This window comes from Bifidobacterium sp. LH_417, assembly GCF_056357035.1.
In genome coordinates this window covers 361,198-385,917 of record NZ_JBKEVI010000001.1, presented here as the reverse complement: position 1 = coordinate 385,917, position 24,720 = coordinate 361,198, and the positions used below count along the sequence as shown (strand labels likewise).

Annotated in this window: 25 protein-coding genes and 1 other RNA gene; 11 read left to right on the top strand and 15 right to left on the bottom strand. The window is 66.5% G+C overall.

What is annotated here, in order from left to right:
* The first annotated feature begins 15 nt into the window (after positions 1 to 15).
* From AC1AYR_RS01480 to AC1AYR_RS01455, 6 genes are all read left to right on the top strand, one after another.
* Positions 16 to 3,384 (top strand): phage tail tape measure protein, encoded by a 3,369-nt coding sequence (locus AC1AYR_RS01480; RefSeq protein WP_476555119.1) that lies wholly within the window; start codon positions 16 to 18, stop codon positions 3,382 to 3,384.
* Positions 3,381 to 4,229, top strand: coding sequence for a hypothetical protein (locus AC1AYR_RS01475; RefSeq protein ID WP_476510967.1), 849 nt, complete (start codon positions 3,381 to 3,383; stop codon positions 4,227 to 4,229). The genes AC1AYR_RS01480 and AC1AYR_RS01475 overlap by 4 nt, the downstream gene beginning before the upstream one ends.
* A complete protein-coding gene (locus AC1AYR_RS01470) occupies positions 4,220 to 5,203 on the top strand; it encodes a hypothetical protein (protein ID WP_476510968.1) in 984 nt (327 codons plus the stop codon). The genes AC1AYR_RS01475 and AC1AYR_RS01470 overlap by 10 nt, the downstream gene beginning before the upstream one ends.
* A gap of 28 nt (positions 5,204 to 5,231) precedes the next feature.
* Positions 5,232 to 5,489 carry a hypothetical protein gene (locus tag AC1AYR_RS01465; RefSeq protein WP_476510969.1) on the top strand — a complete coding sequence of 86 codons (258 nt, stop codon included), beginning with the start codon at positions 5,232 to 5,234 and terminating at the stop codon, positions 5,487 to 5,489.
* Positions 5,490 to 5,491: 2 nt separating this feature from the next.
* The gene (locus AC1AYR_RS01460; RefSeq protein ID WP_476555118.1) at positions 5,492 to 6,301 is read left to right on the top strand and encodes a hypothetical protein; all 810 of its coding nucleotides are present in this window, start codon (positions 5,492 to 5,494) and stop codon (positions 6,299 to 6,301) included.
* 455 nt (positions 6,302 to 6,756) lie between these two features.
* Positions 6,757 to 7,050, top strand: a complete 294-nt coding sequence (locus tag AC1AYR_RS01455; RefSeq protein ID WP_476555116.1) for a hypothetical protein — start codon at positions 6,757 to 6,759, stop codon at positions 7,048 to 7,050.
* Here AC1AYR_RS01455 and AC1AYR_RS01450 read toward each other — a convergent pair.
* Genes AC1AYR_RS01450 through AC1AYR_RS01435 form a run of 4 tightly spaced genes read right to left on the bottom strand, consistent with a single transcriptional unit; the run spans position 7,047 to position 8,985 of the window.
* Complete coding sequence (locus AC1AYR_RS01450; RefSeq protein ID WP_476510971.1) at positions 7,047 to 7,403, bottom strand: hypothetical protein; 357 nt, start codon at positions 7,401 to 7,403, stop codon at positions 7,047 to 7,049. The genes AC1AYR_RS01455 and AC1AYR_RS01450 overlap by 4 nt on opposite strands.
* A gap of 45 nt (positions 7,404 to 7,448) precedes the next feature.
* Positions 7,449 to 7,742, bottom strand: coding sequence for a hypothetical protein (locus AC1AYR_RS01445; protein WP_476510972.1), 294 nt, complete (start codon positions 7,740 to 7,742; stop codon positions 7,449 to 7,451).
* A 38-nt stretch (positions 7,743 to 7,780) separates the two neighbouring features.
* Complete coding sequence (locus AC1AYR_RS01440; protein WP_476510974.1) at positions 7,781 to 8,092, bottom strand: hypothetical protein; 312 nt, start codon at positions 8,090 to 8,092, stop codon at positions 7,781 to 7,783.
* A gap of 23 nt (positions 8,093 to 8,115) precedes the next feature.
* On the bottom strand, positions 8,116 to 8,985 hold the full coding sequence (locus tag AC1AYR_RS01435; protein ID WP_476510975.1) for a tyrosine-type recombinase/integrase: 870 nt from the start codon (positions 8,983 to 8,985) through the stop codon (positions 8,116 to 8,118).
* A gap of 82 nt (positions 8,986 to 9,067) precedes the next feature.
* Between AC1AYR_RS01435 and AC1AYR_RS01430 the strand changes: the two genes are divergently transcribed.
* The 5 genes from AC1AYR_RS01430 to AC1AYR_RS01410 all read left to right on the top strand — a co-directional run bounded on the left by AC1AYR_RS01430 (position 9,068) and on the right by AC1AYR_RS01410 (position 11,041).
* Positions 9,068 to 9,460, top strand: coding sequence for a hypothetical protein (locus AC1AYR_RS01430; RefSeq protein ID WP_476510976.1), 393 nt, complete (start codon positions 9,068 to 9,070; stop codon positions 9,458 to 9,460).
* A gap of 100 nt (positions 9,461 to 9,560) precedes the next feature.
* Positions 9,561 to 9,785: a hypothetical protein gene (locus AC1AYR_RS01425; RefSeq protein WP_476510977.1), complete on the top strand. Its 225-nt coding sequence runs from the start codon at positions 9,561 to 9,563 to the stop codon at positions 9,783 to 9,785.
* Positions 9,775 to 9,900, top strand: coding sequence for a hypothetical protein (locus AC1AYR_RS01420; RefSeq protein WP_476510978.1), 126 nt, complete (start codon positions 9,775 to 9,777; stop codon positions 9,898 to 9,900). The genes AC1AYR_RS01425 and AC1AYR_RS01420 overlap by 11 nt, the downstream gene beginning before the upstream one ends.
* 2 nt (positions 9,901 to 9,902) lie before the next feature.
* Positions 9,903 to 10,691, top strand: coding sequence for an endolysin-like domain-containing protein (locus AC1AYR_RS01415; protein ID WP_476510979.1), 789 nt, complete (start codon positions 9,903 to 9,905; stop codon positions 10,689 to 10,691).
* Positions 10,692 to 10,720: 29 nt separating this feature from the next.
* Positions 10,721 to 11,041 carry a hypothetical protein gene (locus tag AC1AYR_RS01410; protein ID WP_476510980.1) on the top strand — a complete coding sequence of 107 codons (321 nt, stop codon included), beginning with the start codon at positions 10,721 to 10,723 and terminating at the stop codon, positions 11,039 to 11,041.
* A 275-nt stretch (positions 11,042 to 11,316) separates the two neighbouring features.
* Here AC1AYR_RS01410 and ssrA read toward each other — a convergent pair.
* The 11 genes from ssrA to ftsL form a co-directional block, all read right to left on the bottom strand.
* Positions 11,317 to 11,713, bottom strand: a transfer-messenger RNA (tmRNA) gene (gene ssrA / locus AC1AYR_RS01405).
* Between the two features lie 110 nt (positions 11,714 to 11,823).
* On the bottom strand, positions 11,824 to 12,789 hold the full coding sequence (locus AC1AYR_RS01400; protein WP_476510981.1) for a cell division protein FtsQ/DivIB: 966 nt from the start codon (positions 12,787 to 12,789) through the stop codon (positions 11,824 to 11,826).
* A 233-nt stretch (positions 12,790 to 13,022) separates the two neighbouring features.
* Complete coding sequence (gene murC, locus AC1AYR_RS01395; RefSeq protein WP_034527687.1) at positions 13,023 to 14,555, bottom strand: UDP-N-acetylmuramate--L-alanine ligase; 1,533 nt, start codon at positions 14,553 to 14,555, stop codon at positions 13,023 to 13,025.
* A gap of 162 nt (positions 14,556 to 14,717) precedes the next feature.
* Complete coding sequence (locus tag AC1AYR_RS01390; protein ID WP_034527689.1) at positions 14,718 to 15,899, bottom strand: UDP-N-acetylglucosamine--N-acetylmuramyl-(pentapeptide) pyrophosphoryl-undecaprenol N-acetylglucosamine transferase; 1,182 nt, start codon at positions 15,897 to 15,899, stop codon at positions 14,718 to 14,720.
* A gap of 101 nt (positions 15,900 to 16,000) precedes the next feature.
* On the bottom strand, positions 16,001 to 17,197 hold the full coding sequence (locus AC1AYR_RS01385; protein ID WP_084686111.1) for a peptidoglycan glycosyltransferase FtsW: 1,197 nt from the start codon (positions 17,195 to 17,197) through the stop codon (positions 16,001 to 16,003).
* Positions 17,184 to 18,635 carry a UDP-N-acetylmuramoyl-L-alanine--D-glutamate ligase gene (gene murD / locus AC1AYR_RS01380; RefSeq protein WP_034527691.1) on the bottom strand — a complete coding sequence of 484 codons (1,452 nt, stop codon included), beginning with the start codon at positions 18,633 to 18,635 and terminating at the stop codon, positions 17,184 to 17,186. The genes AC1AYR_RS01385 and murD overlap by 14 nt, the downstream gene beginning before the upstream one ends.
* A 143-nt stretch (positions 18,636 to 18,778) precedes the next feature.
* A complete protein-coding gene (gene mraY, locus AC1AYR_RS01375) occupies positions 18,779 to 19,885 on the bottom strand; it encodes a phospho-N-acetylmuramoyl-pentapeptide-transferase (protein WP_476510982.1) in 1,107 nt (368 codons plus the stop codon).
* A gap of 79 nt (positions 19,886 to 19,964) precedes the next feature.
* Positions 19,965 to 21,443, bottom strand: coding sequence for a UDP-N-acetylmuramoyl-tripeptide--D-alanyl-D-alanine ligase (locus tag AC1AYR_RS01370; RefSeq protein WP_476511185.1), 1,479 nt, complete (start codon positions 21,441 to 21,443; stop codon positions 19,965 to 19,967).
* Positions 21,444 to 21,538: 95 nt separating this feature from the next.
* Complete coding sequence (locus tag AC1AYR_RS01365; RefSeq protein WP_476510983.1) at positions 21,539 to 22,429, bottom strand: UDP-N-acetylmuramyl peptide synthase; 891 nt, start codon at positions 22,427 to 22,429, stop codon at positions 21,539 to 21,541.
* Positions 22,430 to 22,450: 21 nt separating this feature from the next.
* Positions 22,451 to 24,268, bottom strand: a complete 1,818-nt coding sequence (locus tag AC1AYR_RS01360) for a peptidoglycan D,D-transpeptidase FtsI family protein (RefSeq protein WP_476510984.1) — start codon at positions 24,266 to 24,268, stop codon at positions 22,451 to 22,453.
* Positions 24,268 to 24,720, bottom strand: coding sequence for a cell division protein FtsL (ftsL, locus tag AC1AYR_RS01355; protein WP_476510985.1), 453 nt, complete (start codon positions 24,718 to 24,720; stop codon positions 24,268 to 24,270). Before ftsL ends, AC1AYR_RS01360 begins: the two co-directional genes overlap by 1 nt.

Below are 24,720 nucleotides of genomic sequence, written 5' to 3'. Positions count from 1 at the left end.
CGGAGGTGCCCGGCCATGGCCGGATTGAACGAGAACATCATGATCCGGCTCATGGCCGACACGTCGAACTACACGACCAAGATGCAGGCCGCGTCCGCGCAGGCGACCAAGCTCTCCACCGCGTTGGAGAAGCCCATGACCACCAGCGAACGCGTCGGCGCCGGCTTCACCAAGGCGGGACTCGCCATCGGTGCCGTAAGCGCCGCGATCGGCGTGGCCGCGGTCACCACCTTCGCCCAATTCGACGCCGCCATGAGCACCGTCCAAGCCAACACCGGCGCCAGTGCGGGCGAACTCGACAAACTCCGCCAAGCCGCCATCCAAGCAGGCGCCAACACCGTCTACAACGCCATGGAAGCCGCCGACGCCATCAACGAACTCGGCAAAGCCGGCATGTCGACCTCCGACATCCTCTCCGGCGGACTCTCCGGCGCGCTCAATCTCGCCGCCAGCGAAGGCATGCAAGTCAGCGAAGCCGCCGAACTCATGAGCTCGGCCATGGCCCAATTCAACCTCACCGGCAGCCAAGCCGGACAAGTCGCCGACGCCCTCGCCGCCGGCGCCGGCAAAGCACAAGGCTCGGCCCGCGACCTCGGCTACGCACTCCAACAATCCGGCATGGTTGCCAACAGCTTCGGCATCGGCATGACCGAAACCGTCGGCACACTCACCGCCTTCGCCTACGCCGGCATGACCGGCAGCGACGCCGGCACCAGCCTCAAGACCATGCTCATCTCACTGGCCAACCCCAGCGAAAAAGCCTCCGCCCTCATGCAGGAACTCGGCATCAACGCCTACGACGCCCAAGGCAACTTCATCGGCCTCAGCGCGCTCGCCGGCCAGCTGCAGTCGAAGATGAGCGGCCTCACGCAGGAGCAGCGCAACCAGGCATTGGCCACGATCTTCGGCTCGGACGCGATCCGCGCCGCCAACGTCCTCTACAAGGATGGCGCGAGCGGTATCGACAAGTGGACCAAGAAGGTGTCCGACAGCGGGTATGCGGCCGAACAGGCCGCCGCCAAGAACGACAACCTCAAAGGCGACTTGGAGAACCTGTCCGGCAGTTTCGAATCGATGCTCATCACCATCGGCGAAGGCGCGAACGGGCCGCTGCGCACGCTCGTCCAATCGGTCGACAAGGCCGTGGACGCGTTCAGCGGCCTGCCCGCGCCCGTCCAGCAGGGCGTCGTCGTGCTCGGCGCGGCCGGCGGCGCGGTCGCCGCGCTGCACAAGCAGTTCGGCCCGCTGGGCGAATCCAGCAGCAAGGCCGCCCAGCAACTCGGCCTCCTCGTCGACCCCGTGCAACGCTTCCAGGCCGCCGCGCCCCTCTTCTCCCAGGCCGCCACCCAGATCGGCGCCGCCTTCTCCAACCCGACCCGCCAGGCCGAAGTGTTCGGCAGCACCGTCAGCCGCACCAAAGGAGTCACCCAAGGACTCTCCAGCGTCGGGCAGGGACTGCTCAGCGCGTTCGGAGGCCCCTGGGGTGCCGCCTTGACCGCCGCCGGAGTGGCGGTCGGATACTTCGCCACCAAGGCGGCCGCCGCCAAACAGGAGGCGGAGAACCTCGCCACGGCCATGGAATCCGGCACCGACGCGGCCACCGCCCTGTCCACCGCGATCATCAAGGGCGAATGGGGCGGCGACCTCGGATTCAAGAACTCGTCCAAGGACGTGAAGAACCTCAACGACGCGTTGAAGGACTGCGGTATCAGCGCCGCCACGTTCAGCCAGGCCGCAGCCGGCAACAAGCAGGCCATCAAGGAGGTCAACCAGGCCCTCAAGGAACACGAGGAAGCCAACAACACCTACGTGCACGGCATGAACGTCGGCAAAGCCCAATCCGACCTCATCCGCGACAGCCTCAAGGAGGCGTCCTCGCAGATCGGCGACAACAACCAGAAGACCAAGGAGCTCGCCGACGCCAACGCCCAACTCGGCAACTCCGGCAGCACCGCCGCCGACGGCATGAGCGAAGTCGCCGACGCGGCCAATCAGGCGGCGGACGCCGCCAGCATCCTCGCCGGCAACTTCAACGCGACCACCGACGGCATCAACGAGCAGGCCGCCGCGTTGGGCGAGGTCACCAGCGCCCTGTCCACCTACTACGGGTTCTCCACGAGCGCGTCGGACGCGCTGATCTCCATGCACGACGCGTTCGACAAGGCCACCAAGGCCGCGCAGGAGAACGGCAAGACCCTCGACCTCAACACCGAACAGGGACGCGCCAACCAAAGCGCCTTGAACGACATCGCCGACACCGCCCTGAAAGCCGCCGAAGCGCAGGCCAGGAACGGCGCGAGCATGGACGAGATCAACGGCACGCTGAACTCCGCCAAGGACAAGTACAAGGAAGCCGCGCAGGCCATGGGCATGATGCCCGACCAGGCCGAAGCGGCCGCCAAGGCCGCGGGCCTGAGCGCGGACGAATTCGAACGACTCGGCAAAAGCATCGGCATGGTCCCCGACAGCAAGATCGTCAACGTGAACGCCGACACCGGCGCCGCCGAAGGCCAACTCCAACAACTGGGCGTGACCGTGGAGACCCTGCCGGACGGCACCGTCAAGATAGGAGGCGACAACAAGGACGCGATCGCGGCCATCGCCGCCGTCAACGGACTCCCCGTGGACGACAAGAGCGGCACCGTCACCCTCGACTCCAGCCAGTACGACATCGCGCTCGCCATCGCGAACGGCGCGACCATCGACCAGAAGACCGGCTACCTGGTCGGCGACGGCAGCGACCTGCTCGCCAAGGTCGCCGAGGCCAACGGCTGGAAGGTGGACCCGATAACAGGTGTCATCAGCGGCGACAACGGGCCGTTCAAGGCGGCCGCGAAGGCCGTGGAGAACATGAAGATCAAGGACAAGACCATCTCCGTGGGCGCGGACACGTCCAGCTTCTGGGGGTCGGTCAACAGCATCCTCGGCAAGGTGTTCAGCGTGAACGTGGCCGCCAAGGAATCTAAGGCGCACGGCGGCATCATCGGCTACGCGGCCGGCGGGCACATCGGCGGGAAAGGCATCCCCAAGTACGCGGGAGGCGGCTACCCGTCCGGCCTGCTGGGCGGCATCGGCTCGAAGGTATCCGACTCGAACCTCATCTGGGACTCCAAAGGCGAGTACATGATGAAGGCGCGGGCCGTCGACCATTACGGCGTCGGCTTCATGGACTCGGTGAACGCGATGCGCTACACGCCCGGCGAGAAGATCGCAGCCGCGCCCGTGTTCTACCAGCAACCCAACCCGGCCCTCATCGAATCCAACCAGTCCGTCGTCGCCGAATTGCGAGCCTTCCGCGAGGAGATAGGCCCCACCATCGCCGCGTACGCGCCGACCATCGGCAAACGAGACTTCCAACGACTCACCAAGGAGGCACTGCGGTGAAATCCCTCACCTACATCCCCGCGGCCGCGCGCGACCGGGCCGACGGGACCGCGGTCAGCCTGAACGATCCGGACGGGCTCATGGTCGGCCAGATCATGGAGCCGCGCACCCGTAGCTGGAACATCAGCCTCGGCTACCGGAGCCTGACCGCCACCCGCCCCGCCCGCACCGTCAAGGTCACCGCCCTATGCCGAGACAAGACAAGACTCGACACGGCCGAAGCCCGCTTCGACGCGGACATGCGCGCCTACACGGAAGAGCAGGCCACGCCCGGCCTGCTCGACGTGGACGGGTGGCGGCAGAACGCGCTCGTCACCGGATGCGAACCCGACTACGTCAGCCCCCAACTGACCCGCGTGAACCTCACCATCGCCCTCCTCGACGGCGTATGGCACAAGCCCGTCACCCAGTCGTTCGACCGGAGCACCGCCCGGTACACGTCCGGCAAGGACTACCCGCACGACTACCGGTACGACTACATGCCGTCACGGCAGGTCGGCGTCATCGACAACGACAGCGCCCTGCCGTCCCGCGCGAAGATCACCATCTACGGGCCTGCCGCCACCCCCACCATCATCATCGGCGCGAACAGGATCATCGCCGACGTGACCATCCCCTCCGGCGGATACCTCGTCATCGACGGCACCGGCACGCCCCGCACCGCCACGCTCGTCGCCGCCAACGGCGACAAGACCAACGTGTTCGCCGCACTCCACCGAAACCAGGCGGCCGGAGAATACGCGTTCGCGACCATCCCGCCCGGACGCAACACCGTCAGCTGGGACGAAAGCTTCGGCTTCGACATCGAATACTGGCTCGAAAGGACGGGACTGCCATGGACATAACCTGGACCGACACGACCCGCACCCCACAAGGCGAACTCGTCGCCCCCACACTCGACCTCCAATACGGCGACCAAGGCAACGACTTCGAACTCACCCACGCCACCCCCGGCCTCATCCTCGCCGACGGCTGCTACATCGGCGCGGAAGGCACCGAATACGGAGGACGCATCGACGGCGTCAAGGTCGACATGCAGGACGGCCACGCCGACTACGCGTACACCGGCCGCACCTGGCACGGCATCCTCGCCGGCAAGATCATCCAGCCCGACACGGGACAGGACCGACTCACCGTAAGCGGCGACGCCAACACCATCATCAAGACCATCGTCAACCGCATCGGCCTCGCCAACGTATTCACCGTGCCCACCACGCCAAGCGGCATCACCATAAACGCCTACACGTTCCACCGGTACTGCACCGCATGGGACGGACTGCGCATGATGCTCACCGGCGCGGACGCACGCCTCGCACTCACCTACACCGGCGACACATGCCGCCTCGAAGCAGTGAACGCCACCACCTACGAAGGCACGGACAGCGACCAACGCATCGACTTCACCGCCGAACGCGCATACACGCAAGTCAACCACCTCATCGGCCTCGGCAAAGGCGAACTCAAAGCCCGCGCAATCACCCACTGGTACGCGTCCACCAACGGCACCATCAGCCAGACGCAATCACTCACCGGCGACCGGGAGATCACGCAAACCTACGAACTCACCACCAGCGAAGGCGCCGACCTCTCCAACAAAACCCGCGACAAACTCAAGGAACTCTGGAAACAAGGCACCATCGACCTGACCATCCCCGACGACATCGACCTCCACATCGATGACAAAGCCAAAGCATACGACACGACCACCGGCATCGGCATCACCTCACCCATCGTCCGCATCGTCGTCAAACTCGCCAACGGCATCACCAACATCTCCTACGAAGCCGGCTCCTACGACTGGCCCGACGAAGAAGCCTGACCCCACACCCAACTGAAAGGACCCCACCATGGCCAAAACCACGAACATCACCCAATACGAATGCGACCGCCCCGGATGCGACGTCAAAGAATACGTCGACCCGACCGAAACCGCCAGCCCGGACTGGCACGACATCAACCGCATCGACCGCAACAACAACCAGAAACACCTCCTGTTCTGCGGCGCCGACTACAAGGAATACCTCCAATTCGCCGAAAACCAAGACAAAGACTTCGACACCTGGCTCAACGCGCTCGCCGATAAGAACAACGGGAAGGGGATGTGACCATGGGCGCCATACTCGTCACCGGCTCGTGGGGCGGCGACCAGCCCCACGTCACCAGCCAGCAGGACGCGCTCCTCCACATGGGCGTATTCGGCGCCGGCAGTTGCCTGCTCAAAACCCGCGGATACCTCGACAAGCCGACCGCGAAGGACGCGAACAACATCACCATCCCCGAATGGGATCTGCTCCTGCAGGGGCGGCACATCTTCATCGACGCGCCCACCGACGTGAACATCCAATCCGGCTCCCAAGGCCAGAAACGCCGCGACCTCATCGTCGCCCGCTACTCGATGGACAAGACCACCGGCGTGGAGACCGTCACTCTCACGGCGCTGAAAGGCACGCCCGTCAGCACCGGCACCCCCACGGATCCCACCTACGAGACCGGCGTCATCGCGGACGGAGCCATCGTCTCCGACCTGCCCCTGTGCCGCGTCAACCTCGACGGCATCACCATCACCGGCATAGATACCCTCGTCAGCGTCCTCATGCCGCTAAGCGACGTGTGGGATTCGCTAACCCCTGCGAAGTATGCGCCGTACATTCAGTGTGCCGGGCATACGGTCACGACCGGGGACGACGGCACGTTCTGGGTGGGGGTCGACTCTCCGAACGGCGAGCCGCCGGATTACGCCGCGTACACGGTCGGACCTTTCGGCACCGGATTCTATGACGAGGACGGCATCATCGCCCATGTGTGGGGCATGACCGCCACTGGCGTCCGCTTCCGGCTCTACTCGACGCGCTACCAGAAGTGGTGTGGTAAGACCGCTATCTTCGGCAGATGGATCGCCGTATGGAGACGGAATTAGACCATCATTGACTCCGGCAAACTCGCGCGTAGTTTTCGCTAACCCAATCCGGCGATCTGACGCCGAGCGGAGGCTGGTTGACACTTAACTCCGCAAGATGGCTTCGCATCGCCGATGTCCTCATCCTGACTGGGCGGTTCAAGTCGAATTACGCGCTGAATCCATCGGCCGGTGACGTGATGTTCCGGCTTCCCATCGCTGCGAAGGACACATGCCGTGTCAATATCGGCACGAATTTGTGGATGCAGCAGCTCCAACTCCAATTCACAGCCGACAGCCGTGATGTGAAAATCGTGGGCGGCGACACAGGCAACGGTTGGCCGTCTGGAGCGGAGGCTTTCATCTCAGGTATCGCCGTCCGATGTGCGTAGCTTTCGCTAACCCAGCCGCTACTGACCGCGAAGTTCAAGTGGCAGGATTCGGGCAGTTTCATACCGGACGGGTACGGCGGAGCCATGCAGATTCTCGTGGACAGGGCGAACCGTCTGCTCCATGTGGACCTGTCGGGATTCCAGAGCACGGTCACCCTGTCCGACACCTTCCCGGTGTTCTTTCCCGCATCCGGTGTCCGCCCGTCGGCGGACATCCGGCTCGGCTGCCTGTGGTCGCTGCCGTCCGGCACGTGGGGCAAGCAGGCCATCTGGCAGACGGACGGGAAGATCGCCGTCATCGGCAACATGACCAACGGCGACAGGTGCATCCACACGCCGAAGACGCTGCCCATCCCCGACGGGGTCACATTCGCCTAGATCTCGGTCGCGTCGGTCAAGGTGATGGTGACGCCGGTCGGGATGGGGATGAGGTTGGGCATCGGCCGGATCAGGTCGCCGGGGTTCATCTCGGGGCCGATGCTTACGGTGCCATCGGTGTTGAGTGTGATTTCCCGGCCGATGCTCCCGTTGTCCAGAATCGCCTGGCCCAATCCCAGTGCCCTGGACGGCTGTATCTTTCCGCTATTCGGCAGATAGCATTGGTATCGTCCTACCTTCACCGTCGCCTTGAACGGAGTCAAGTCCACTCGTATCAGGCGTTGGGCGGGATTGTAGAACAGCCGGTTCGCGCCGCCATACTGGAAGGGCGTGAAGGAAACCTCGGACTGCATCTTGAACCCGAACTCGAACCAGCGCGACGTCTGGGTTAGCGAAAACTACGCGGTGATCCAGCATCCGGAGATGCCGACGAATCGGCCGGCATTCCCGGTGCCGTTCAGGCGCATGCTGCCGTCCTTGTTGCCCCACAGGTAGAAGCTGATGGCACCGGTGTTGTCGCTGCCGTGCAGCAGTCCTCCAATGTCGGGCATCGGCCGGAAGCCTGCGGGGATCGTCTCGGTGACGGACTGGTTGCTGACGTTTGAAAAACTGCTGTTGAGCGTGATGTACGCGCTCGCGACGACCATGCGCCCCACGCGGGTCAGGGCGATCGTCCGGTCGCTGTACGGCATCTTGAGCTGCGCCGTATCGACGTGGGTTAGCGAAACCCTCAGATGGCCGGGAAGCAGAGGACGCAGGCGAATGGCTGCGGCTCCTGCGAGCCGCCCTGGTTGCGCCACGTGATCTTCCCGTCCTTGTTGATCCTCACGGCGACGGGACGGCCGCTGCTCGACGCGGACACCGTCTGGTACGTGTCGCGTGCGGGACGGTACCCGTCGGGCAGGGTGGCGATGTCGCCCTGCGCCCACGATTCGGTGCTGTTCGACCTCCAATCCACCCACACCGTAACCAAGCCGCCCAGCTTCTGACAGTCCGCGAAATACGTGACGTTGTCACGCACGACCTGCACGAGCCGCGTCACGGACGTCGGGGTTAGCGAAACCCTCAGCTGATCAAGGCTCGCTCGTAGAGGCGTTGCGCGTCTCTCAGGGCGGTGATGTCGGGTTTGAGGTAGTAGGCAGCGGTGGTCTTGATATCGCTGTGTCCGAGCATACGGCTGACCACGGCTATATCCGCTCCCGCGTGCAAAGCGTTGGTGGCCCATGAGTGGCGCAGGTTGCGGGCGGGCACGTGCGGCAGCCCGTGACGTTTGCACCATGACGCGTATGCCCGCGCGACCTGCGGGGGCGTCCGCTCGCCGATGAGACGGTCCCCGTCGCGGGGTTTGAGCTCGCGGAGGCGTTTGACCGCGAAGCGGGGCAGGGGGAGCGTGCGCCGGCTCAATTCGGTTTTCGGCTCGACGACGGCCTCGCGCCCGTTGACCCATTGCAGTCCGCGCTCCACGTGGAGGACGCCGCGACGCAGGTCGATATCGGCCCATTCGAGCCCGTAGCCTTCTTCGGTGCGGAGCCCGCACGCCGTGGCGCAGATCAGCCACGCCTCCAACGGATGCCCGTAGAAGCCGCGCAGGAGTTCACGCGTCTGTCTGACGGTCAGCAGTCGCGGCTCGTAGCGGCGTTTCTGCGGCAGGCGGATGTCGCGGCGCGTGATGTCCACGTCGAGCAGTCCCCAGCGGATCGCGCGGCGGAGCATCGCACGCAATACCGCCCACGCCTTGCGCGCCGCACCCGGCCGCTCGAAACCCGCGAGCCACGCGTCCACGGCCTCCACCGTCACCTCCGACAGCTCCCTGCCGCCGAACACGGGGCGGATGTGCCGCCGCCACGCCGACTCGTACCCGACCATCGTGCTCTCACGCAGCGCACCGCGGCAATACGGCTCGAACCGAGCCGCCCAAAACTCCTCCAACAACATCTTGCAACCTCCATAAATCCCACACGGCCGACGGCCCATCCGCCGGCGCGAAACGTGTGGGATTCCCACGAAAGGATGCCCCATGTCCGAAGGCTTCATCGCCGTCCTCGTCGCCCTCGTCGGCGCGTGCTCCGGCGCGATCGGCGTGCTCATGAAATGGGTGTGCGACAGGCTCGACCACAAGCCCACCGCCTACCAGCAGACCCTCACCCGCCGCCTCGACCACCTCGACGAAGAAAACCGCAAACGCGACACACACGGCCTGATCGTCGACGACGCCCTCAAAGCGCTCCTCTTCGACAAAATCGCACGACTTCACGCCCAGACCGTCGAAAACGGCAAACCCGTACCCACCCCCGTCAAAACCCGCGTCGACGCCGCCTATGACGCCTACGCCGCACTCGGAGGCAACGGCGTCGGCAAACACTACCGCGACGAAATGATCGAAGCCCACGCCAAGGAAGACCCCGAATGAGACCACCCATCACCGACCTGCTCGTCGCGCTCGCCGGCATCGGCGTCCTGCTCGTCTCCGCCCTCGTGGGGCTCACGTTCGCGTTGGGGGCGATGAGCCTGTGAGAGTCGCCGTCGCCATGCTCATTCCCGCGCTCGCGGTCCTGCTGCTCGTCCTGCTCGTCGCGTGGATCGAACGGCTCGACGAGCTCGCCGCCGGCCACGCCCGCCCGCATCCCGCGCCGCCCCGTCATTGGAGCGGCCGTTATTCCAAGCCCCGAAGCCGCATGGCCGAGGGGGCTCCATCCTATCCACCCCGCCATCAAGGAGGACACCATGGCCGATGAGCCAATCACCCAGCCACAGGGCGACAGCCTGCCGCCCGACATTCAACCTATGAGCGAGCTCGAATCCGAACAAGCCCTTGCCGAAGCCGACACCGCCGGCAAGAAGGAGGCGTGAGCATGGGCAATCTGAACACGCTTGTGAACCGCATGCGCTACTGGTGTTCGACGGTCAGCCTCGGCTACGACCAGTCGAACCGTTGGGACATCCGTCCCGGCGGCGAATGCGACTGCTCAAGCCTCGTCATCCATGCCCTCAGGGAGGCGGGCTTCGACACGGGTGCCGCGACCTACACGGGCAACCTGTCGAGCAATCTCACCGCGCGCGGCTGGCGTCGCCTGCCCGCCGACGGCAACCCCCAGCCCGGCGACATCCTCCTCAACGACGTCCACCACGTCGCCATCTACTTGGGCGGCGGCATGCTCGCGCAGGCATCGATTGACGAGCGCGGCCGCGCGTCGGGAGGCGCTTCGGGCGACCAGACCGGCCGCGAGACCAACATCAGGGCCTATTACAGCTACCCATGGAACTGTTATTTGCGCTACGGCAACGCTTCGACCGTTGCGACGGGCCCGCTCGCGGTGGACGGCTCGTGCGGGCCGGCGACCGTGCGCAAATGGCAGGCCGTCATGGGCACGCCCGTCGACGGAGTCATCAGCGGCCAAGTCGTGCCCGACGGGCACACCTACGCGCGTCCCGCGCTCGACACGTCGGCCGTCTCCTACGGCGGCTATGGCTCGCAGCTCGTCGTCGCCGTCCAGCGCGCGCTCGGCATCACCCGCGACGGGCTCCTCGGCCCGGCCACCATCCGCGCCATCCAGGCGCGCCTCGGCGTCGCACAGGACGCGAGCTTCGGCCCCGCCACCGTACGCGCCCTCCAAACCCGGCTCAACACCGGCCGCTTCTGAACCAACCACCCACCCGAAAGGACACCATCATGGCAGACCACGCCGCACACACCACCGACACGGCCGACACCATCACCACGGCCGTCGACAACCCCACCACCTACACGACCGACACGAGTTCCATCGACCAAAGCGAGCACGTCGAGGCTCCACCCACCACCTACACGCCCGTGTTCAACGACACAGTCAGGACCGCCATCTACGTGCTCACCCTCGCCGCCGGGCTCGTCGGCCTCGGCGTGAGCGCGTTCGGCGACCCGCAGATCGGCGCCTACATCTCCAGCGCGGCCGGCATCATCGCCGCCGCCTTCGGCGTCACCTACAACCCCATGCGACTCGCAGGCAAGTGACCCGAAACCGCCCCGACTCCCCCGCAGCACCATGCGCGGGGAGCCGGGGCGGTTTCGTCATTCTTGCCGGAAGACCATCGTCTGCCGGTCGTCTCACCCGTTTCCGACAAGAGACACTTCTACCCGCACAACCTTCACTCCATCTGTTTTTTTGGGCACACTCTGGGCACATTTTTTTGAAAAATCACGAAAAATCGTGAAATATTAAGAAATATGAAAAAGCCGCTCTCCCCTACTCTCGTAAGGGAAAGCGGCTGTTTTCCGCGCTTGCGGAACCGTGGAGTCGCGGGGAATTGAACCCCGGTCCGGTGACCGTACCCTCAGTCTTCTACGTGCGTAGTCCGCTGGCCATGCGGCGGTTTTTCTGCTCCCAACTATGTCGCGGACAACCGTTGGCGGGCATATTCGCAGTCAAAGTCCCGATGTGACCCTGAGACTCAATCACATCGGCAAGTCCTCTAAACGACGCTCAGCATCCTCCCAAGGACGAGGAGGAGTGAACGGAGCGGCTGCTCACTGGTTAATCCTGGCGCGAAGCTCAGGCAGCGAGAGCGAACTCAGTGCGGTTAGATTTAGCACTTATTCTTTTGCCGGGGGCATCCACGAGCGGACCCGGCGTTCTCGGCACGCTTCCCTGCGACGAACAGGTCACCGTCGAAACCGATCGACCCCATTCTTGAATTATCAAACTCCGGTCTTGCGGCCGGATTTTTCAGAATACACCGGCATCGACGAAACCGCAAAACACCGGCCCGGGCCTTATGCTGTCAGCGCAGCGCCGCTCAGCGCAGCACCGGCCTGAGCGGCGCGGACACGTCGATCTGTGTCTTGTCGCCGATCACGTTCGGGTCGGACAGAATCTTGTCGACCACGGCCTTCTTGAGCTTGAGGTCCGACGAGTTGCCCCATACGACCACGTGTTCGCCGCCGTTGAGTTCGGTGGTCACCGAATCCTGCGTCTTCGCGGTCACCTTGGTGATCTGCTTGCGCAGCGATTCGGGAAGCGAATCCAGGATGGCGAGCGTCTCCTTGACGGCACGGCTCTTCAATCCGGCGCTCACATCGCCGACGTCGATCACCGGCACTCCCTCCACGGAGGCATCCGCGGACACCGAGTTCAGAACCCGTGCCTTCGAATCCACCGCGGTCAACGCGTCCGAACCCTTCGCCCGAAGCATGGCGGCGGGCCGTTGCGCCTTGATGGTCACGGCGAGCCCGTGCGGGAATTTCTTCACCGCCTCCGCACGGCTCACGCCGGCGATGGCGGTCATCTCATCGGTCATCGCGTTCGTATCGACGAGCAGCAGCGACTTGCCGGTCTGCCTGTCCACGATCTGCCGCACCTGACGTTCACTCACCCACTCGTTAGCACCGGAGACGGTCACCTGCGAGGCTTCGAGCCTCAGCACCGGGGAGAGGAACAGCAGCCATCCCAGTCCGACGATCAGAGCGGTCACGAGAACCGCGATGCCCACGCGCAACGCGATGATGCGCGCGCCGACGCGTTTGCGCTCCTTGGCACGCGCCTTGAAGTCCACGACCTTGGGGCGCGTGGCGAGACCGAGCGTACCGGAGTTCTCCTGCAATGTCCGGGCGACGAGATCCTCGCTGGCGAGACGGCGCGCGTCGACGAACTGGCCCGGTTCGGAACGGGAGACCGGTTCCCGGGAGCCGGCTTCGCCTACCGTGCGGCGCGGCCGTCGGACAGCCTCTCCCCCGCCTCGTCCCGCGGAGTCGGCGTCACGCACGCCGACCGACCGGCGACGTGACGACGCCGCACCGCCCGCCTTCTCGATTCCCGTGCCGGTGGTGCGTGACGTTCGACCGGACCTTCCGGCACCTCCGGATGCAGCGGTTCGCCCGCTACCGGAAACGGCCCGGCCTGCTCCATCGGACCTGGCGGATCTGGCGGACCTACCGGCCCTGCCCGCCCCGGAGTCAGCCCCGTCACCACCGTCCGATCTGACGACGCGTCCCGCCATCACTCGCAGCTTTCGCGGTGGGCTTCGAGCGCGTGCAGGATCACCTCGTCCATCTCGGTGATGTCGCCGGCGCCCACGGTGAACACGACGTCGCCGTGATGCGCCCGCATGGCCATCATGCGGGCGGCGAGGTTCATGTCGTCGACGGCGCGGAATTCGACGCCGGTCATGCCCTGCGATTCGCGCACGATGGTGAGCGGTCCCACGCCCGGGAAGTCCTCCTGCTTCTCGCGCGCCGGGAACACGCCGGTGACGATCACGTCGTCGGCCTTGGCGAGCGCCTCGGCGAACTCGCGCGCGAAGAACTTCGTGCGGCTGAACAGGTGCGGCTGGAACAGCACGCGGATCGTCGACTGCGGGTAGCGGCGGCGCGCGGCGTCGAGCAGCGCGGCGATCTCGGTGGGGTGATGCGCGTAGTCGTCGACGACGGTGACCTGCTTGACGACGCCACGGACCTGGAAGCGTCGTGCGGCGCCGCGGAACGACGCGATCGCGTCGGCCGCGTCGGTCGGCGCGACGCCGAGCAGCACGGCGGCGGAGAGCGCGGCCGCCGCGTTGCGCGCGTTGTGCAGTCCGGGCACGGCGAGCGTGACCGGCTGGTCGATCGGCTCGCCGCCGGTCACCGCTTCAGGCAGATGCAGCGTGAAGTGTTCGGTGCCGGTCCCGGCGGTCTCGTTCTCCGATTCGATGTGCACGTAGGCGGCGCCGTTGAGGTCGCCGGCCTCGGCCGGGTCGGCGGTGCCGTAGGCGATGGCGCGCGCGGCGACGGTCGGGGCGAGGGCGCGCAACACGGCGAGCGCGTCGGCGTCGTCGGCGCAGATGACGACGTGGCCGGTCGCGTGCCCCGCGTGTTCGACGAACGCGGCGCGGTAGTGCGCCTCGTCGCCGTAATGGTCGAGATGGTCGGCCTCGCAGTTGGTGATGATCGCGATTTCGGGACGGTATTTCTCGAAGCTGCCGTCGGATTCGTCGGCTTCGGCGACGAGCGCCGCACCCGCGCCGACGTGGCCGCCGTCGATGGTGGTGCCGTCGGGGCCTTGGATGGAGCCGCCGATCGCGTAGCTCGGCTCCTCGCCGCAGTGTTCGAGGATGTGCGCGAGCATCGAGCTGGTGGTGGTCTTGCCGTGGGCGCCGGCCACGGTGACGGCGCGCTTGCCGTGCATGAGGAGGGCGAGGATGTCGCTGCGGTGGACGATGCGCTTGTCGGAGCCGTGCGCGGCGACGATCTCCGGATTGTCGGGCTTGATGGCGCTCGAATAGACGATGGTGTCGGCGTCGGCCACGTTCTCGGCCTTCTGGCCGAACGCGACGGCGATGCCGAGCGACGTGAGGCGATCGGTCTTGGCGCTGCGTTCGCGGTCGGAGCCGGTGACCTTCACGCCGCGCTCGTGGAGCATCTCCGCGAGGACGGACATGCCGGCGCCGCCGATGCCGATGAAGTGCGTGGCCCCCAACGCGTCGGTGGTCTCCTCCGGAGAGAAGGCCGCGCGTGCGGGGTCGAGGATGATGGACGATGTGCTGTCTGCGCTCACGAAACGTGCTCCTTGTGGGAAAAATCTCCGGCCCGGCCGCGATCGCGCGGGGACGGGCCTGTTCCATTATGGTCGGATATGCCGTGCCGGTCTACTCAAGCGACCGGCGGCCGGACTACTTGCGGCCGGATCTAGCCGAAACCTAGCCGGACCTAGCCGGACCTATTCGCGTCCGGTGCCGGCGAGGGCGAGGATGCGGCGCGCCATCGTGTCGGCCGCGTCGCGGATGCCGTACTCCCAAGCCTTCGCGCCCATCGCGGCGAGGCGTTCCGGGTCGGCGAGCAACGCGGGCACGTGTTCGCGCACCCATACGGGGGTCATGTCGGCGTCGGCGACCATGACGCCGCCTTCCGCGTCGACGACCGGCTGCGCGTTGAACCGCTGTTCGCCGTTGCCGATGGGCAGCGGCACGTAGACGGCGGGCAGGCCGAGCGCGGTGAGCTCGGCGACGGTGCCCGCGCCGGAACGGCAGATCACGAGGTCGGCGCACGCGAACGCGAGGTCGATGCGTTCCAGGTATTCGGCGACGTGATAGTCGCCGTCGCCGGCCGCGTCGCCGTCGTTGAAGCGCAGGCCCGCGAGATGGTTCTCGCCCGCGTTGACGCCGACGAGGTCGCGCACCTCGTCCGCCTTGCCGCGGCCGGTGAGATGCACGACCTGCGCGTGCGCGAGGATGTCGCCCGCGGCGGCGGCGACCGCGCGGTTGAGGTTGACCGCGCCGAGCGAGCCGCCGGTGACGAGCACGAGCGGACAATCCGGGTCGACGCCGAGTTCGGCGGCCGCGCGGCGTCGGGCCCCGGCGCGGTCCTTCTCCAGTTCGCGCACGAGCGAGGCGATGGCGGGCCTGAGCGGCAGGCCGACGCGTTCGATGCTTCCGCCCTTGCCGGGTTTCAGCCCGCTGCCGTCGTACACGGTGCCGATGAAGTCCGCCCAGCGGGCGCCCAGCTTGTTGGCCATGCCGGCGCGCGCGTTCTGCTCGTGGATGACGATGGGCAGGCCCATGCGGTGCGCGGTCGCGTAGACGGGCGCGGAGGCGTATCCGCCGAATCCGGCGACCACGTCGGCTTCGCGCGCTTCGAGGATGCCTCGCACCTTGCGCGTCTCCGCCTTCCATTTGGCGGGGAACCGCAGCATGTAGAGGTTGGGGCGGCGTGGGAACGGCACCTTCTCAATCGTGTCGAGTTCGAATCCGGCGGCGGGCACGAGATCCTTCTCAAGCCCGACGGCCGTGCCGACGACCGTCACCTTCGCGTCCGGTTCGATTCCCCGGATCGCGTCGGCGACGGAGAGCAGCGGGTTGACGTGTCCGGCGGTGCCGCCGCCGGCGAGGACGATATGCTTCATGGGTAACGAGCATAGTCATGCGCGTGGTCCGCCCGACGGCGACGCGCGAGAAACGGCCCGCGCGACCGGCGCCGATCGCGCGGCGAGGCCGCGGGCGGCGGCTACAGGCGGGACGTGTCCGCTTTGATCTGCGGCTGCTGGCGCATCAGCCCGGCGGCGAATCCGGAGGCTATCAGGCAGGCGAGCATCGACGAGCCGCCGGACGAGACGAACGGCAGCGGCACGCCGAACACGGGGAAGATGCCGACGACGACGCCGATGTTGACGAGCGCCTGCCCGACGAACCATGTGGCGACGCACATGAGCGCGATCGCGCTGTAGCGGTCCTTCGCCTGCATGGCGCTGAACAGGAGACACCAGCCGAGAATCACGAAGATGAGGATCACCATCGCGCAGCCGACGAATCCGGTCTCCTCGCCGATGATCGCGAAGATGAAGTCGTTGTGCGCGGCGGGAAGGTAGTTCCATTTCTCGCGCGAGTTGCCGAGTCCGACGCCGAGGAACCCGCCGGAGGCGATCGCGTAGCGGGCGTGCATCGACTGGTAGCAGATCTCCTGCGCGTCCGCGGCCGTGCACTGCGAGTATGCGGCGAGCACGCGTTCGCGACGGTTGGGGCTGGACGCGACCAATGCGACCACGACGGCGATGCCGACGCCGGCGATCACGGCGAGCTTGCCGCCCGGGAAGCCGGAGACGAGCATGGAGACGAAGCCGATGAGCATGACGATCATCGCGGTGCCGAGATCCTTGCCTCCGATGACGAGCAGCAGAGCGGCGCCGTACACGATGATGACGCCACGATAGGCGGAGACCACCTCCTTCCACGTGGCACGACGGGCGTGGTCGCCGAGGATGCGGCGCGCGGCGATGAGCGCGGACGGCATCCACACGCACAACGCGAGCTTGGTGACCTCCGCCGGCTGGAAGGTGGCCGACGTGCCGGGGACGGCGATCCAGCCGTTGTTGCCGTACTGGCCGACGCCGAGCGGCGTGAGGGTGAGCGCCTGGAGACCCAGCGCCCCGACCATGACGGCGAGCGCGGACTTCCTGTACAACTCCACCGGGAGCATGCTGACGATCACGCCGGCCACCAGGCCGCAGACGCACACGACGACCTGGCCGAGCGAATCGGTGAACGGCGATTTGCCCTCCGACGCCGAGGAGACGGCGGACGACGAGAACACCATGATCACGCCGAAGACGCTCAGTCCCAGCACGGACATGCGGAAGCCGTGATAGCACCACAGCGGGTTGAACAGGCTGCGGATGCCGGGGTTGTCGCGGTCAGTCTTCGCCATGCGCCTTCACCCAGCGGCGGGCGGCGTCGGCGAAGCGGTTGCCGCGGTCGGCGTAGGAGACGAACTGGTCCATCGACGCGCAGGCGGGCGCCATGAGCACCACGTCGCCGGGCTCGGCGTAGGCGCCGGCGGCTTCGACCGCGCGATCCATCACCGTGCCGTTCGGCTCGGGGTCGATGACGGTGAGCGGCGTGTCGGGCGCGGAGGCGGCGAACGCGTCGAGCATGGGACGCTGGTCCTTGCCGATGATGACGGCCGCCTTGATCGTGGCCTTGCGGTCGGCGACGAGATGCTCGAACCGGCTGCCCTTGGCGAGACCGCCGGCGATCCACACGACGGAGCCGTCGGCGAAGCTGGTGAGCGAGGCGTTGGCGGCGTGCGCGTTCGTCGCCTTCGAATCGTCGACGAAGCGGATCGTGCGGCCCTGCGCGTCGGCGGCGGTGGCGGCGACGGTCTCGATGCGGTGGCCGCCCGGATGGAACGCCTTCAGCGCCTCCAGCGCCTTCGCCTTGTCGGCGCCGTAGCCGAGCACGAGCGCGAGCGCGGTGAGCGCGTCGGCGAGCAGATGCGGGTAGATGGTGCCGTCGGGTTCGGTCAGATGCGTGAATTCGGCGATGGGCGCGATGCGCGTCGTCTCGCCGGGCTCGCCGCCGGCGACGCCGCTCCTGTCGACGATCCAGCCGTCGGCGACGCCGATCTGGCCGGCCTCGGGCTCGTGGAGCGTGAACCCGACCTTGAGGCACCCCTCCGCGGGTTCGGCGGCCTCGGCCTTGGCGGTGACGAGCGCGTCGTCCGCGTTGTAGACGAGCGCGCGTTTGACGCCGTGGAACACCTTCGCCTTGTCGGCGGCGTAGTTCTCGCGGCCGCCGTGCCAGTCGAGATGGTCGTCGGCGATGTTGGTGATGGCGGCGCAGTCGAGCGCGAGCGAATCGGTGAAGTGCAGCTGGAACGAGCTCAGTTCGACGCACAGCACGTCGTGCGCGGGATTGGTGGCGCAGCGCGACAGCGACATCGCCATGTTGCCGGAGGCGATGTTGCCGGCGCACGGCGCGTCGAGACCGCAGGCGGTGAGCATCGCGGAGGTCATCTCGGTGGTGGAGGTCTTGCCGTTGGTGCCGGTGATGCCGATCCAGCCGGCGGGACGGCCGGTGTGCGCGGAGTCGACGCGCAGGCGCCACGCGAACTCGACCTCGCTCATCACCGGGATGCCACGGCGCTGCGCCTCGAGCACGAACGGCGTGCGCGGGTTGAACACGGGCGACGACATGACGTAGTCGACCGTATCCCAGTCGATCGCGTCGAACGAGTGGAGGTCCGCCTCCGGCTTGCGCTCGTCGACGCCGATCACGTGCGCGCCGCGCTCCCGCAGCACCTCGGCCAGCGACGTGCCCGACACGCCGAGTCCGGCGATGACGACGGTCTTTCCTGTGATGTCCATGACTTGATCCCCCTTAGGATGTCCGCATGATGTCCGCGGCGCCGCGACGGGCGGCCTCGGTTCCAGCGGCATTATTCCAATCGAATGTTACGCGGGAAGGCCTGGTCCGGGAAACCTTCCGGATACGCCGGGATGCGCCCGGATCAGCCGAACAGTAGGCCGGAACGGGTCACCCAGTCGCCGTAGAAAACGACGAGGCCGATGAGCACGAACATGAGCTCGATCATCCAGAAGCGCACGACGACCTTCGACTCCTGCCATCCGCACAGCTCGAAGTGGTGGTGGATGGGCGCCATCTTGAACACGCGCTTGTGCGTGGCCTTGAAGTAGCCGACCTGGATGACGTCGCTCATCGCCTCGATGACGTACAGACCGCCGATGATGACGGCGAGGAACTCGGTGTGCGTGGCGATGGAGAGCGCGGCGAACAGGCCGCCGAGCGCGAGCGAGCCGGTGTCGCCCATGAAGATCTCGGCCGGGTTCGTGTTGTACCACAGGAACCCGATGCAGGCGACGGCCGCGCACACGGCGATGATCGTGAGGTCGAGCGGGTCGGAGACGCCGTAGGCGAAGCCGTAGTGGCCGGCACCCTTCAAGTGGTAGCTCTCCCAGAACGCGATGACGCCGTAGCCGGTGAACGCGATCATCGAGGAGCCGGCGGCGAGGCCGTCGAGGCCGTCGGTGAGGTTCACCGCGTTCGTCCACGCGGCCATGAGGAAGTTCACCCAGATCACGAAGATGACGATGGCGACGGCGCGGCCGGCGAAGTCGAAGCTCAGGAACGGCTTCTCGATGAAGCTCATGCCGGCCTGCGCGCTCGGGAACCCGTTCTTGGTGGGGATGAGGAGCGCGAGCACCGCGTAGATGGTGGCGAAGATGAACTGGCCGATGAACTTGCCGCGCACGGTCAGGCCCTCGTTCTGCTTCTTGCGCACCTTGGCGAAGTCGTCGATGAAGCCGAGCAGGCCCATGGAGAGCATGGCGAACAGCACGAGCACCGCGGACCAGGAGGGCGCGTCGCCGTTGTGCAGGTAGCGGTAGAGCGCGGAGGCGGCCCAGCCGAGCAGGATGGCGAGGTTGATGACGACGCCGCCGAGCGTCGGCGTGCCGCGCTTGACCAGATGAGACTGCGGGCCGTCCTGGCGGATGTACTGACCGTAGTGCAGCTTGTGCACGAGACGGATGAGCATCGGCGTGCCGACGATCGTGACGACCAACGACACGAGGATTCCAATGATGAGCGCGATCACTTGCTGTTCCTTTGTTCTGTCTGTTCTCTCTGCGGGGCATCGGCCCCGGCATGTTCCCGGTTGGCGGCGGCCGGCCCCGTCACGCGTCCGGGGTCCAACGCGCGGCGAGCGCGCTCAGCCCCGAGGCGTGCGATCCCTTGAGCAGCACGACGGTGCCGTCATGCTCTCGTGCGGCGGCTGTGACGAGCGCGTCGGCCATGTCGGTGTCATGCACCTGCGTCACGGCTTCGGCGTCCATGCCAGCCTCACGCGCACCCTGCGCGATCGATGCGGCGAGCGCGTCGAACTCCGGATCGGTCGGGGAACCGACGGCGATGACCCGGTCGAGTCCCGCTTGGGCGGCGTAGGCACCGATGCCGCGGTGCAATCCCTGCTCGTCGCCGCCGAGTTCGAGCATCGCGCCGAGCACGGCGACGCGGTAGGGGGCGGCTTCGCGTCCGGCGCCCCAACGGGCGAGTCCGTCGATGCCGGCCTTCATCGAATCGGGGTTCGCGTTGAACGAATCGTCGATGAGCGTGAACTCCGTATCGTCCTCACGCACCGTGGAGACGGCCATGCGGTGCGGGCTGATGCGCTTCTGTTCGCCGAGCGTGCGCGCGATGGCGTCGAGATCCATGCCGAGACGCGAGGCGACGGTGGCGGCGGCGAGCGCGTTCATCACGTTGTGCGCGCCGGGAATGCCCATCGTCACGTGCGTGTTCGCGCCGTCGGCGGCGGCGAGCGTGAACGACGCGTGGTCGGTCTCGTCGCAGGTCATGTCACGTGCGGTGAGCGTGTCCTTGCCGGCGTTGGCCGGGTCGACGCCGAACCACAGGACGTCGCCGGGGGCGATGCCCGCCATGGCGGCGACGTGTGCGTCGTCGGCGTTGAGGACGGCCGTGCCGCCGGGCAGCAGGCCGCGCACGATCTCGGATTTGGCCTGCGCGATGCGCTCGACGGAGCCGAACTCGCCCAGATGCGCGACACCGACCTTGAGCACGATGGCGATGTCCGGCGGGGCGATGCGGGTGAGGCCGGCGATCTCGCCGACGTGGTTGGCGCCCATTTCGGCGACGAAGTAGCGGGTGGTCTCCCCCACCGTGAGCGCGGTGAGCGGCAGGCCGATGTCGTTGTTGAACGAACCGACCGGGGCGACGGTCTCGCCCATCGTCGAGAGCAGCGTCTTGAGGAGGTCCTTGGTGGTGGTCTTGCCGACCGAGCCGGTCAGTCCGATGAGCGTGAACGGTTCGCCGGTGGCGCGGCGCAGTTCGATGTTGCGCTTCGCGAGCGCTCCGAGCGCCGCGACGGTATCTCCGACGACGATCTGAGTGATGTCGACGCCGGCGGTCTCGTGGTCGACGATCGCCGCGACCGCGCCTTGGGCTCCGACGCGGGGCACGTAGTCATGGCCGTCGACGCGCTCGCCCTTGATGGCGACGAATACGCCGCCGGGGCCGACCTGCCTGGAATCGCTGACCGTATGGCGTGTGACCGCGCCTTCCGGCACCTGTCCGTCGGCGGGTGGGACGATGCGTCCCCCCGTCGCCTCCGCGACCTGTTCGATCGTCATCGGCATCATCGTGTTGTCCGTCACAACCCTGCTCCTCGTCTCGTCTGTCGTGTTGTCATGTCCGTTCATGCCGCCCCCGATGTCCGGGGCCGGCCGGCTCGGGCTCATGTGAGGTCGCCGGCCACCCGCAGCGCGTTCCTGATGTTGTTGCGGCGCACACCCGCGGCGAGCACCATCGCGATGGCGAGGGACAGGTGCCGCCGCTCCTCATCGGTCTGGGCGGCTGTGGCGAGCTTCGCCAACGTGTCCGACTCCTCAGTGCGGCTGGTCACGCGCATCTGTTCGTCGGCGCGGAACCCGTATTCGTCCTGCATGCGTTCGATGACCGCGCGGTCGGCGTTCGTCGGCGCGGGCGTCGCGGAACCGAACACGTCGACGCTCACCGATGCGAGCGCGTGCGTGGCGACGGTCAGATCGTCCAATGCGATGACCACGGCCGCCGCGCCGTCCTCGGCGCATACGGCGAGCGTGCGCTGCAGATCGAGCACGCCGAGCGGATAGTCGAGATCGAGTCGGCGTTCCAGCGAATACGAGCCTGCGACGCTGATCACGCCCACGGGATTGCCGAGCATGTGCAGGAACTGCGCGAGTTTGTCGACCACCGCCACGCTTTCGGCGGGCGTGCCGCCGCTCACGGCGAACACGGCCAGCGTGTTGGACGGGTTGCCGGCCATCTGCGCCGCCAGCGCGCCCAGCTCCTCGTCGGTGGGCGATGCGTAGAGAATCGGCATGTCGGGTTCTTCGGGCAGATGCGCCCGCGTGCTTTCGGGCACAATGGCCGCGTAGGCGCCCTTGCGGCGCGCACGACGCAGGTCGTCCACGCCCAGGTCGTGTTCGGACCACAGCAGTGCGCCGGGCGCCACCGAGTCGATGTCGTCGGCGAGCGAGGTGACGGTCACGGACGTCGCGAACGACGGCACCAGTTCCCAGCCGTAATGCTCGACGAGATGCCCGAGCGTCATGCGCTGCATGATGGACTCGCTCACTGCGCTCATATTTTCCCTTTCGCCCGTGTCCTACCACTCAACCGGAATAGCATCCGTTCGCGGCGACGAGGTGGGCACCTCGTACTTCTGCATGAGGAATTCACCGATCTGCGCGAACAGCTTGCCGGATGTGGTACCACCATACATGCCGTCCGGGTCGAGCATGACCACGGTCACCACGTAGCGCGGATTGTCGGCGGGGATGATGCCGGAGAAATCCGCGATGATCGAGGTGAGCTGCCCGGTGGATCCGACGACCTCGGCGGTACCGGTCTTCGCGGCCACACGGTATCCGTTGACACTCGCCGTGTTCTTGTACTCCTCGGCGACCGACTCCATCGCGTTCTTGATCTCGTTCGACACGCTCTCGTCGATCACGCGCGTCGCCTCGCCCTGCGCCTGCTCGGTCACATGACCGTTCGCATCGGTCACGGACTTGACGATCGACGGCTGACGCATGACGCCGCCGTTCGCGATGACCGACACGGCGCGGGTCAGCTGCAGCGCGTTGACGGTGTAGCCCTGACCGAACAGAACCGTGTCCTTCGTGCGGCCGTCCCATGATTCGGGGGTGCCGAGCACGCCCTGCGATTCGCCGGGCAGGTTCAAGCCGGTGGGCTGGCCGATGCCGAACTTGGTGAGCATGTCGTAGCGCTGTTGCGAGCTCACATTCTCGGAGGCCATGACCATGCCCACGTTCGACGAGTTCTGCAGAATGCCCGCGAGCGTCCAATGCTTGGTGGAGTGCTCGACCGCGTCATGGAACTTCTGGCCGTTGCTCTTCGTGTACTCGTACGGCACGGTGAACTTGTCGGTGATCTTGTGCGCCCCGTTCTGCAGGATCGCGGCGAGCGCCGGGACCTTGCCGATCGAACCGGGCTCGAAGGTCTGGCTGACGGCGCGCGAGACGGAGAGCTTCGCCTCGTCGGAACCGGCCTTGATCTGGTCGGAGTCCTCCAAGGCGACGATGCCGCCGGTCTGCGTGTCCATGACGACGGCGATGCCCCACTGCGCGTGGCTGGATTGGACGCCTTCCGTCAACACCTTCTTCACATACCAGTCGACGTCGGAGTCGATGGTCAGGCTCACGTCCTTGCCGTCGACAGCGTCCTTCGACTCGGTGACGGTGCCGGGGATGACCTCGCCGCCGTTGCCCCGCTGGTAGACGGTGTAGCCGTCGGTGCCGCTCAGCGTCTTGTCGAACGTCTGCTCCAGTCCGGCTGCGCCGTGCCCGTCGTCGTTCATGCCGCCGAGCAGGGAGCCGATCAGCGTGTTCTCCGCGTAGACACGTTCGCTGCTGAGCTCGCCGTATATGATGCCGTACAGGCCAAGCTTGTCGATCTGGCGTTTGATCTGCGGTGTGACGTCCTTCTTGATGACGACGTACTGGCCGGTGCCGTTGAGCATGGCACCGAGCTCCATGGCGTCCATCTTGAGGATCGGGGCGAGCAGACGGGCGACGGCGGCGGCGCCGGTCGCACCGACCGGCTTGCCGTCGATCTCATGGCAGTAGCCGAGGGACTCCGCCTGCTTGGACCCACACGAGACCGGCGTGAACGAGGTGGCCGAATCAGGCACGCCGATGATGTTGTAGCGTTCGACGCTCTGGGCGAGCACGGTGCCGTTCACGTCGAGGATCTTGCCACGGTTGGCGCTGATGACGACCTTGGAGGTGCGCGCGTTGGTGGCCGCCTGCGCAGTGGCCCGTCCTTCAAGCAGCTGCACCCAGGCGAGACGTCCGAGGCACACGGCGGCGATTACCGCGAACACGACCCCCACTGTGAGACTCTTGACCATGAAGCCGTCAAGCCCGTGGGCGCGCGTGAACGCCTTGAAGCGTCTCGTCATCACCGTCCGCCTTCCTTCGGCTCTTGATAGCCGTTGAGATCGATGGTCACGGATCCGGACTGCGGGACCATGCCCATGTCGCTGGCCTTCTGCGGCAGCGACGCCTCCAGCTGGTCGAGTTTCGCCTGATCGTCCTGCACGTCCTGGGTGAGACGGCTGATCGACGTCTCCAACTGGGACGTCTCGAACGCGTTGGACACCATTTGCGTGCGTAGCATGAGCGCCCCGATCAGCGTGGACGCGAGGAACGCCACTGCGATGACGATATGCACGGTGGGCGCGGAACGGGTCCTGACCCAGGTCATGAAGCGTCCGAGACCGGCGGCGAGCCCCGTGCGGGTGTCGCCGCCTCCGTCCACGACGCGCAGTTCGGGGCGGGACGCGGGCCTGGACGCGGGTTCGGGACGACGGGATGCGGTGGATCGTGCGGTACGTGCCGATGTCGTCGCCAT

Bases quoted from the DNA above. Each gene is read 5' to 3' on its own strand.
- AC1AYR_RS01480 (WP_476555119.1), top strand. From the start codon at position 16: ATGGCCGGATTGAACGAGAACATCATGATCCGGCTCATGGCCGACACG.
- AC1AYR_RS01470 (WP_476510968.1), top strand. From the start codon at position 4,220: ATGGACATAACCTGGACCGACACGACCCGCACCCCACAAGGCGAACTC.
- AC1AYR_RS01465 (WP_476510969.1), top strand. From the start codon at position 5,232: ATGGCCAAAACCACGAACATCACCCAATACGAATGCGACCGCCCCGGA.
- AC1AYR_RS01460 (WP_476555118.1), top strand. From the start codon at position 5,492: ATGGGCGCCATACTCGTCACCGGCTCGTGGGGCGGCGACCAGCCCCAC.
- AC1AYR_RS01455 (WP_476555116.1), top strand. From the start codon at position 6,757: ATGCAGATTCTCGTGGACAGGGCGAACCGTCTGCTCCATGTGGACCTG.
- AC1AYR_RS01450 (WP_476510971.1), bottom strand. From the start codon at position 7,403: ATGCAGTCCGAGGTTTCCTTCACGCCCTTCCAGTATGGCGGCGCGAAC.
- AC1AYR_RS01445 (WP_476510972.1), bottom strand. From the start codon at position 7,742: ATGCCGTACAGCGACCGGACGATCGCCCTGACCCGCGTGGGGCGCATG.
- AC1AYR_RS01435 (WP_476510975.1), bottom strand. From the start codon at position 8,985: ATGTTGTTGGAGGAGTTTTGGGCGGCTCGGTTCGAGCCGTATTGCCGC.
- AC1AYR_RS01430 (WP_476510976.1), top strand. From the start codon at position 9,068: ATGTCCGAAGGCTTCATCGCCGTCCTCGTCGCCCTCGTCGGCGCGTGC.
- AC1AYR_RS01420 (WP_476510978.1), top strand. From the start codon at position 9,775: ATGGCCGATGAGCCAATCACCCAGCCACAGGGCGACAGCCTGCCGCCC.
- AC1AYR_RS01415 (WP_476510979.1), top strand. From the start codon at position 9,903: ATGGGCAATCTGAACACGCTTGTGAACCGCATGCGCTACTGGTGTTCG.
- AC1AYR_RS01410 (WP_476510980.1), top strand. From the start codon at position 10,721: ATGGCAGACCACGCCGCACACACCACCGACACGGCCGACACCATCACC.
- AC1AYR_RS01390 (WP_034527689.1), bottom strand. From the start codon at position 15,899: ATGAAGCATATCGTCCTCGCCGGCGGCGGCACCGCCGGACACGTCAAC.
- AC1AYR_RS01385 (WP_084686111.1), bottom strand. From the start codon at position 17,197: ATGGCGAAGACTGACCGCGACAACCCCGGCATCCGCAGCCTGTTCAAC.
- murD (WP_034527691.1), bottom strand. From the start codon at position 18,635: ATGGACATCACAGGAAAGACCGTCGTCATCGCCGGACTCGGCGTGTCG.
- AC1AYR_RS01370 (WP_476511185.1), bottom strand. From the start codon at position 21,443: ATGATGCCGATGACGATCGAACAGGTCGCGGAGGCGACGGGGGGACGC.
- AC1AYR_RS01365 (WP_476510983.1), bottom strand. From the start codon at position 22,429: ATGAGCGCAGTGAGCGAGTCCATCATGCAGCGCATGACGCTCGGGCAT.
- AC1AYR_RS01360 (WP_476510984.1), bottom strand. From the start codon at position 24,268: ATGACGAGACGCTTCAAGGCGTTCACGCGCGCCCACGGGCTTGACGGC.
- ftsL (WP_476510985.1), bottom strand. From the start codon at position 24,720: ATGGCGACGACATCGGCACGTACCGCACGATCCACCGCATCCCGTCGT.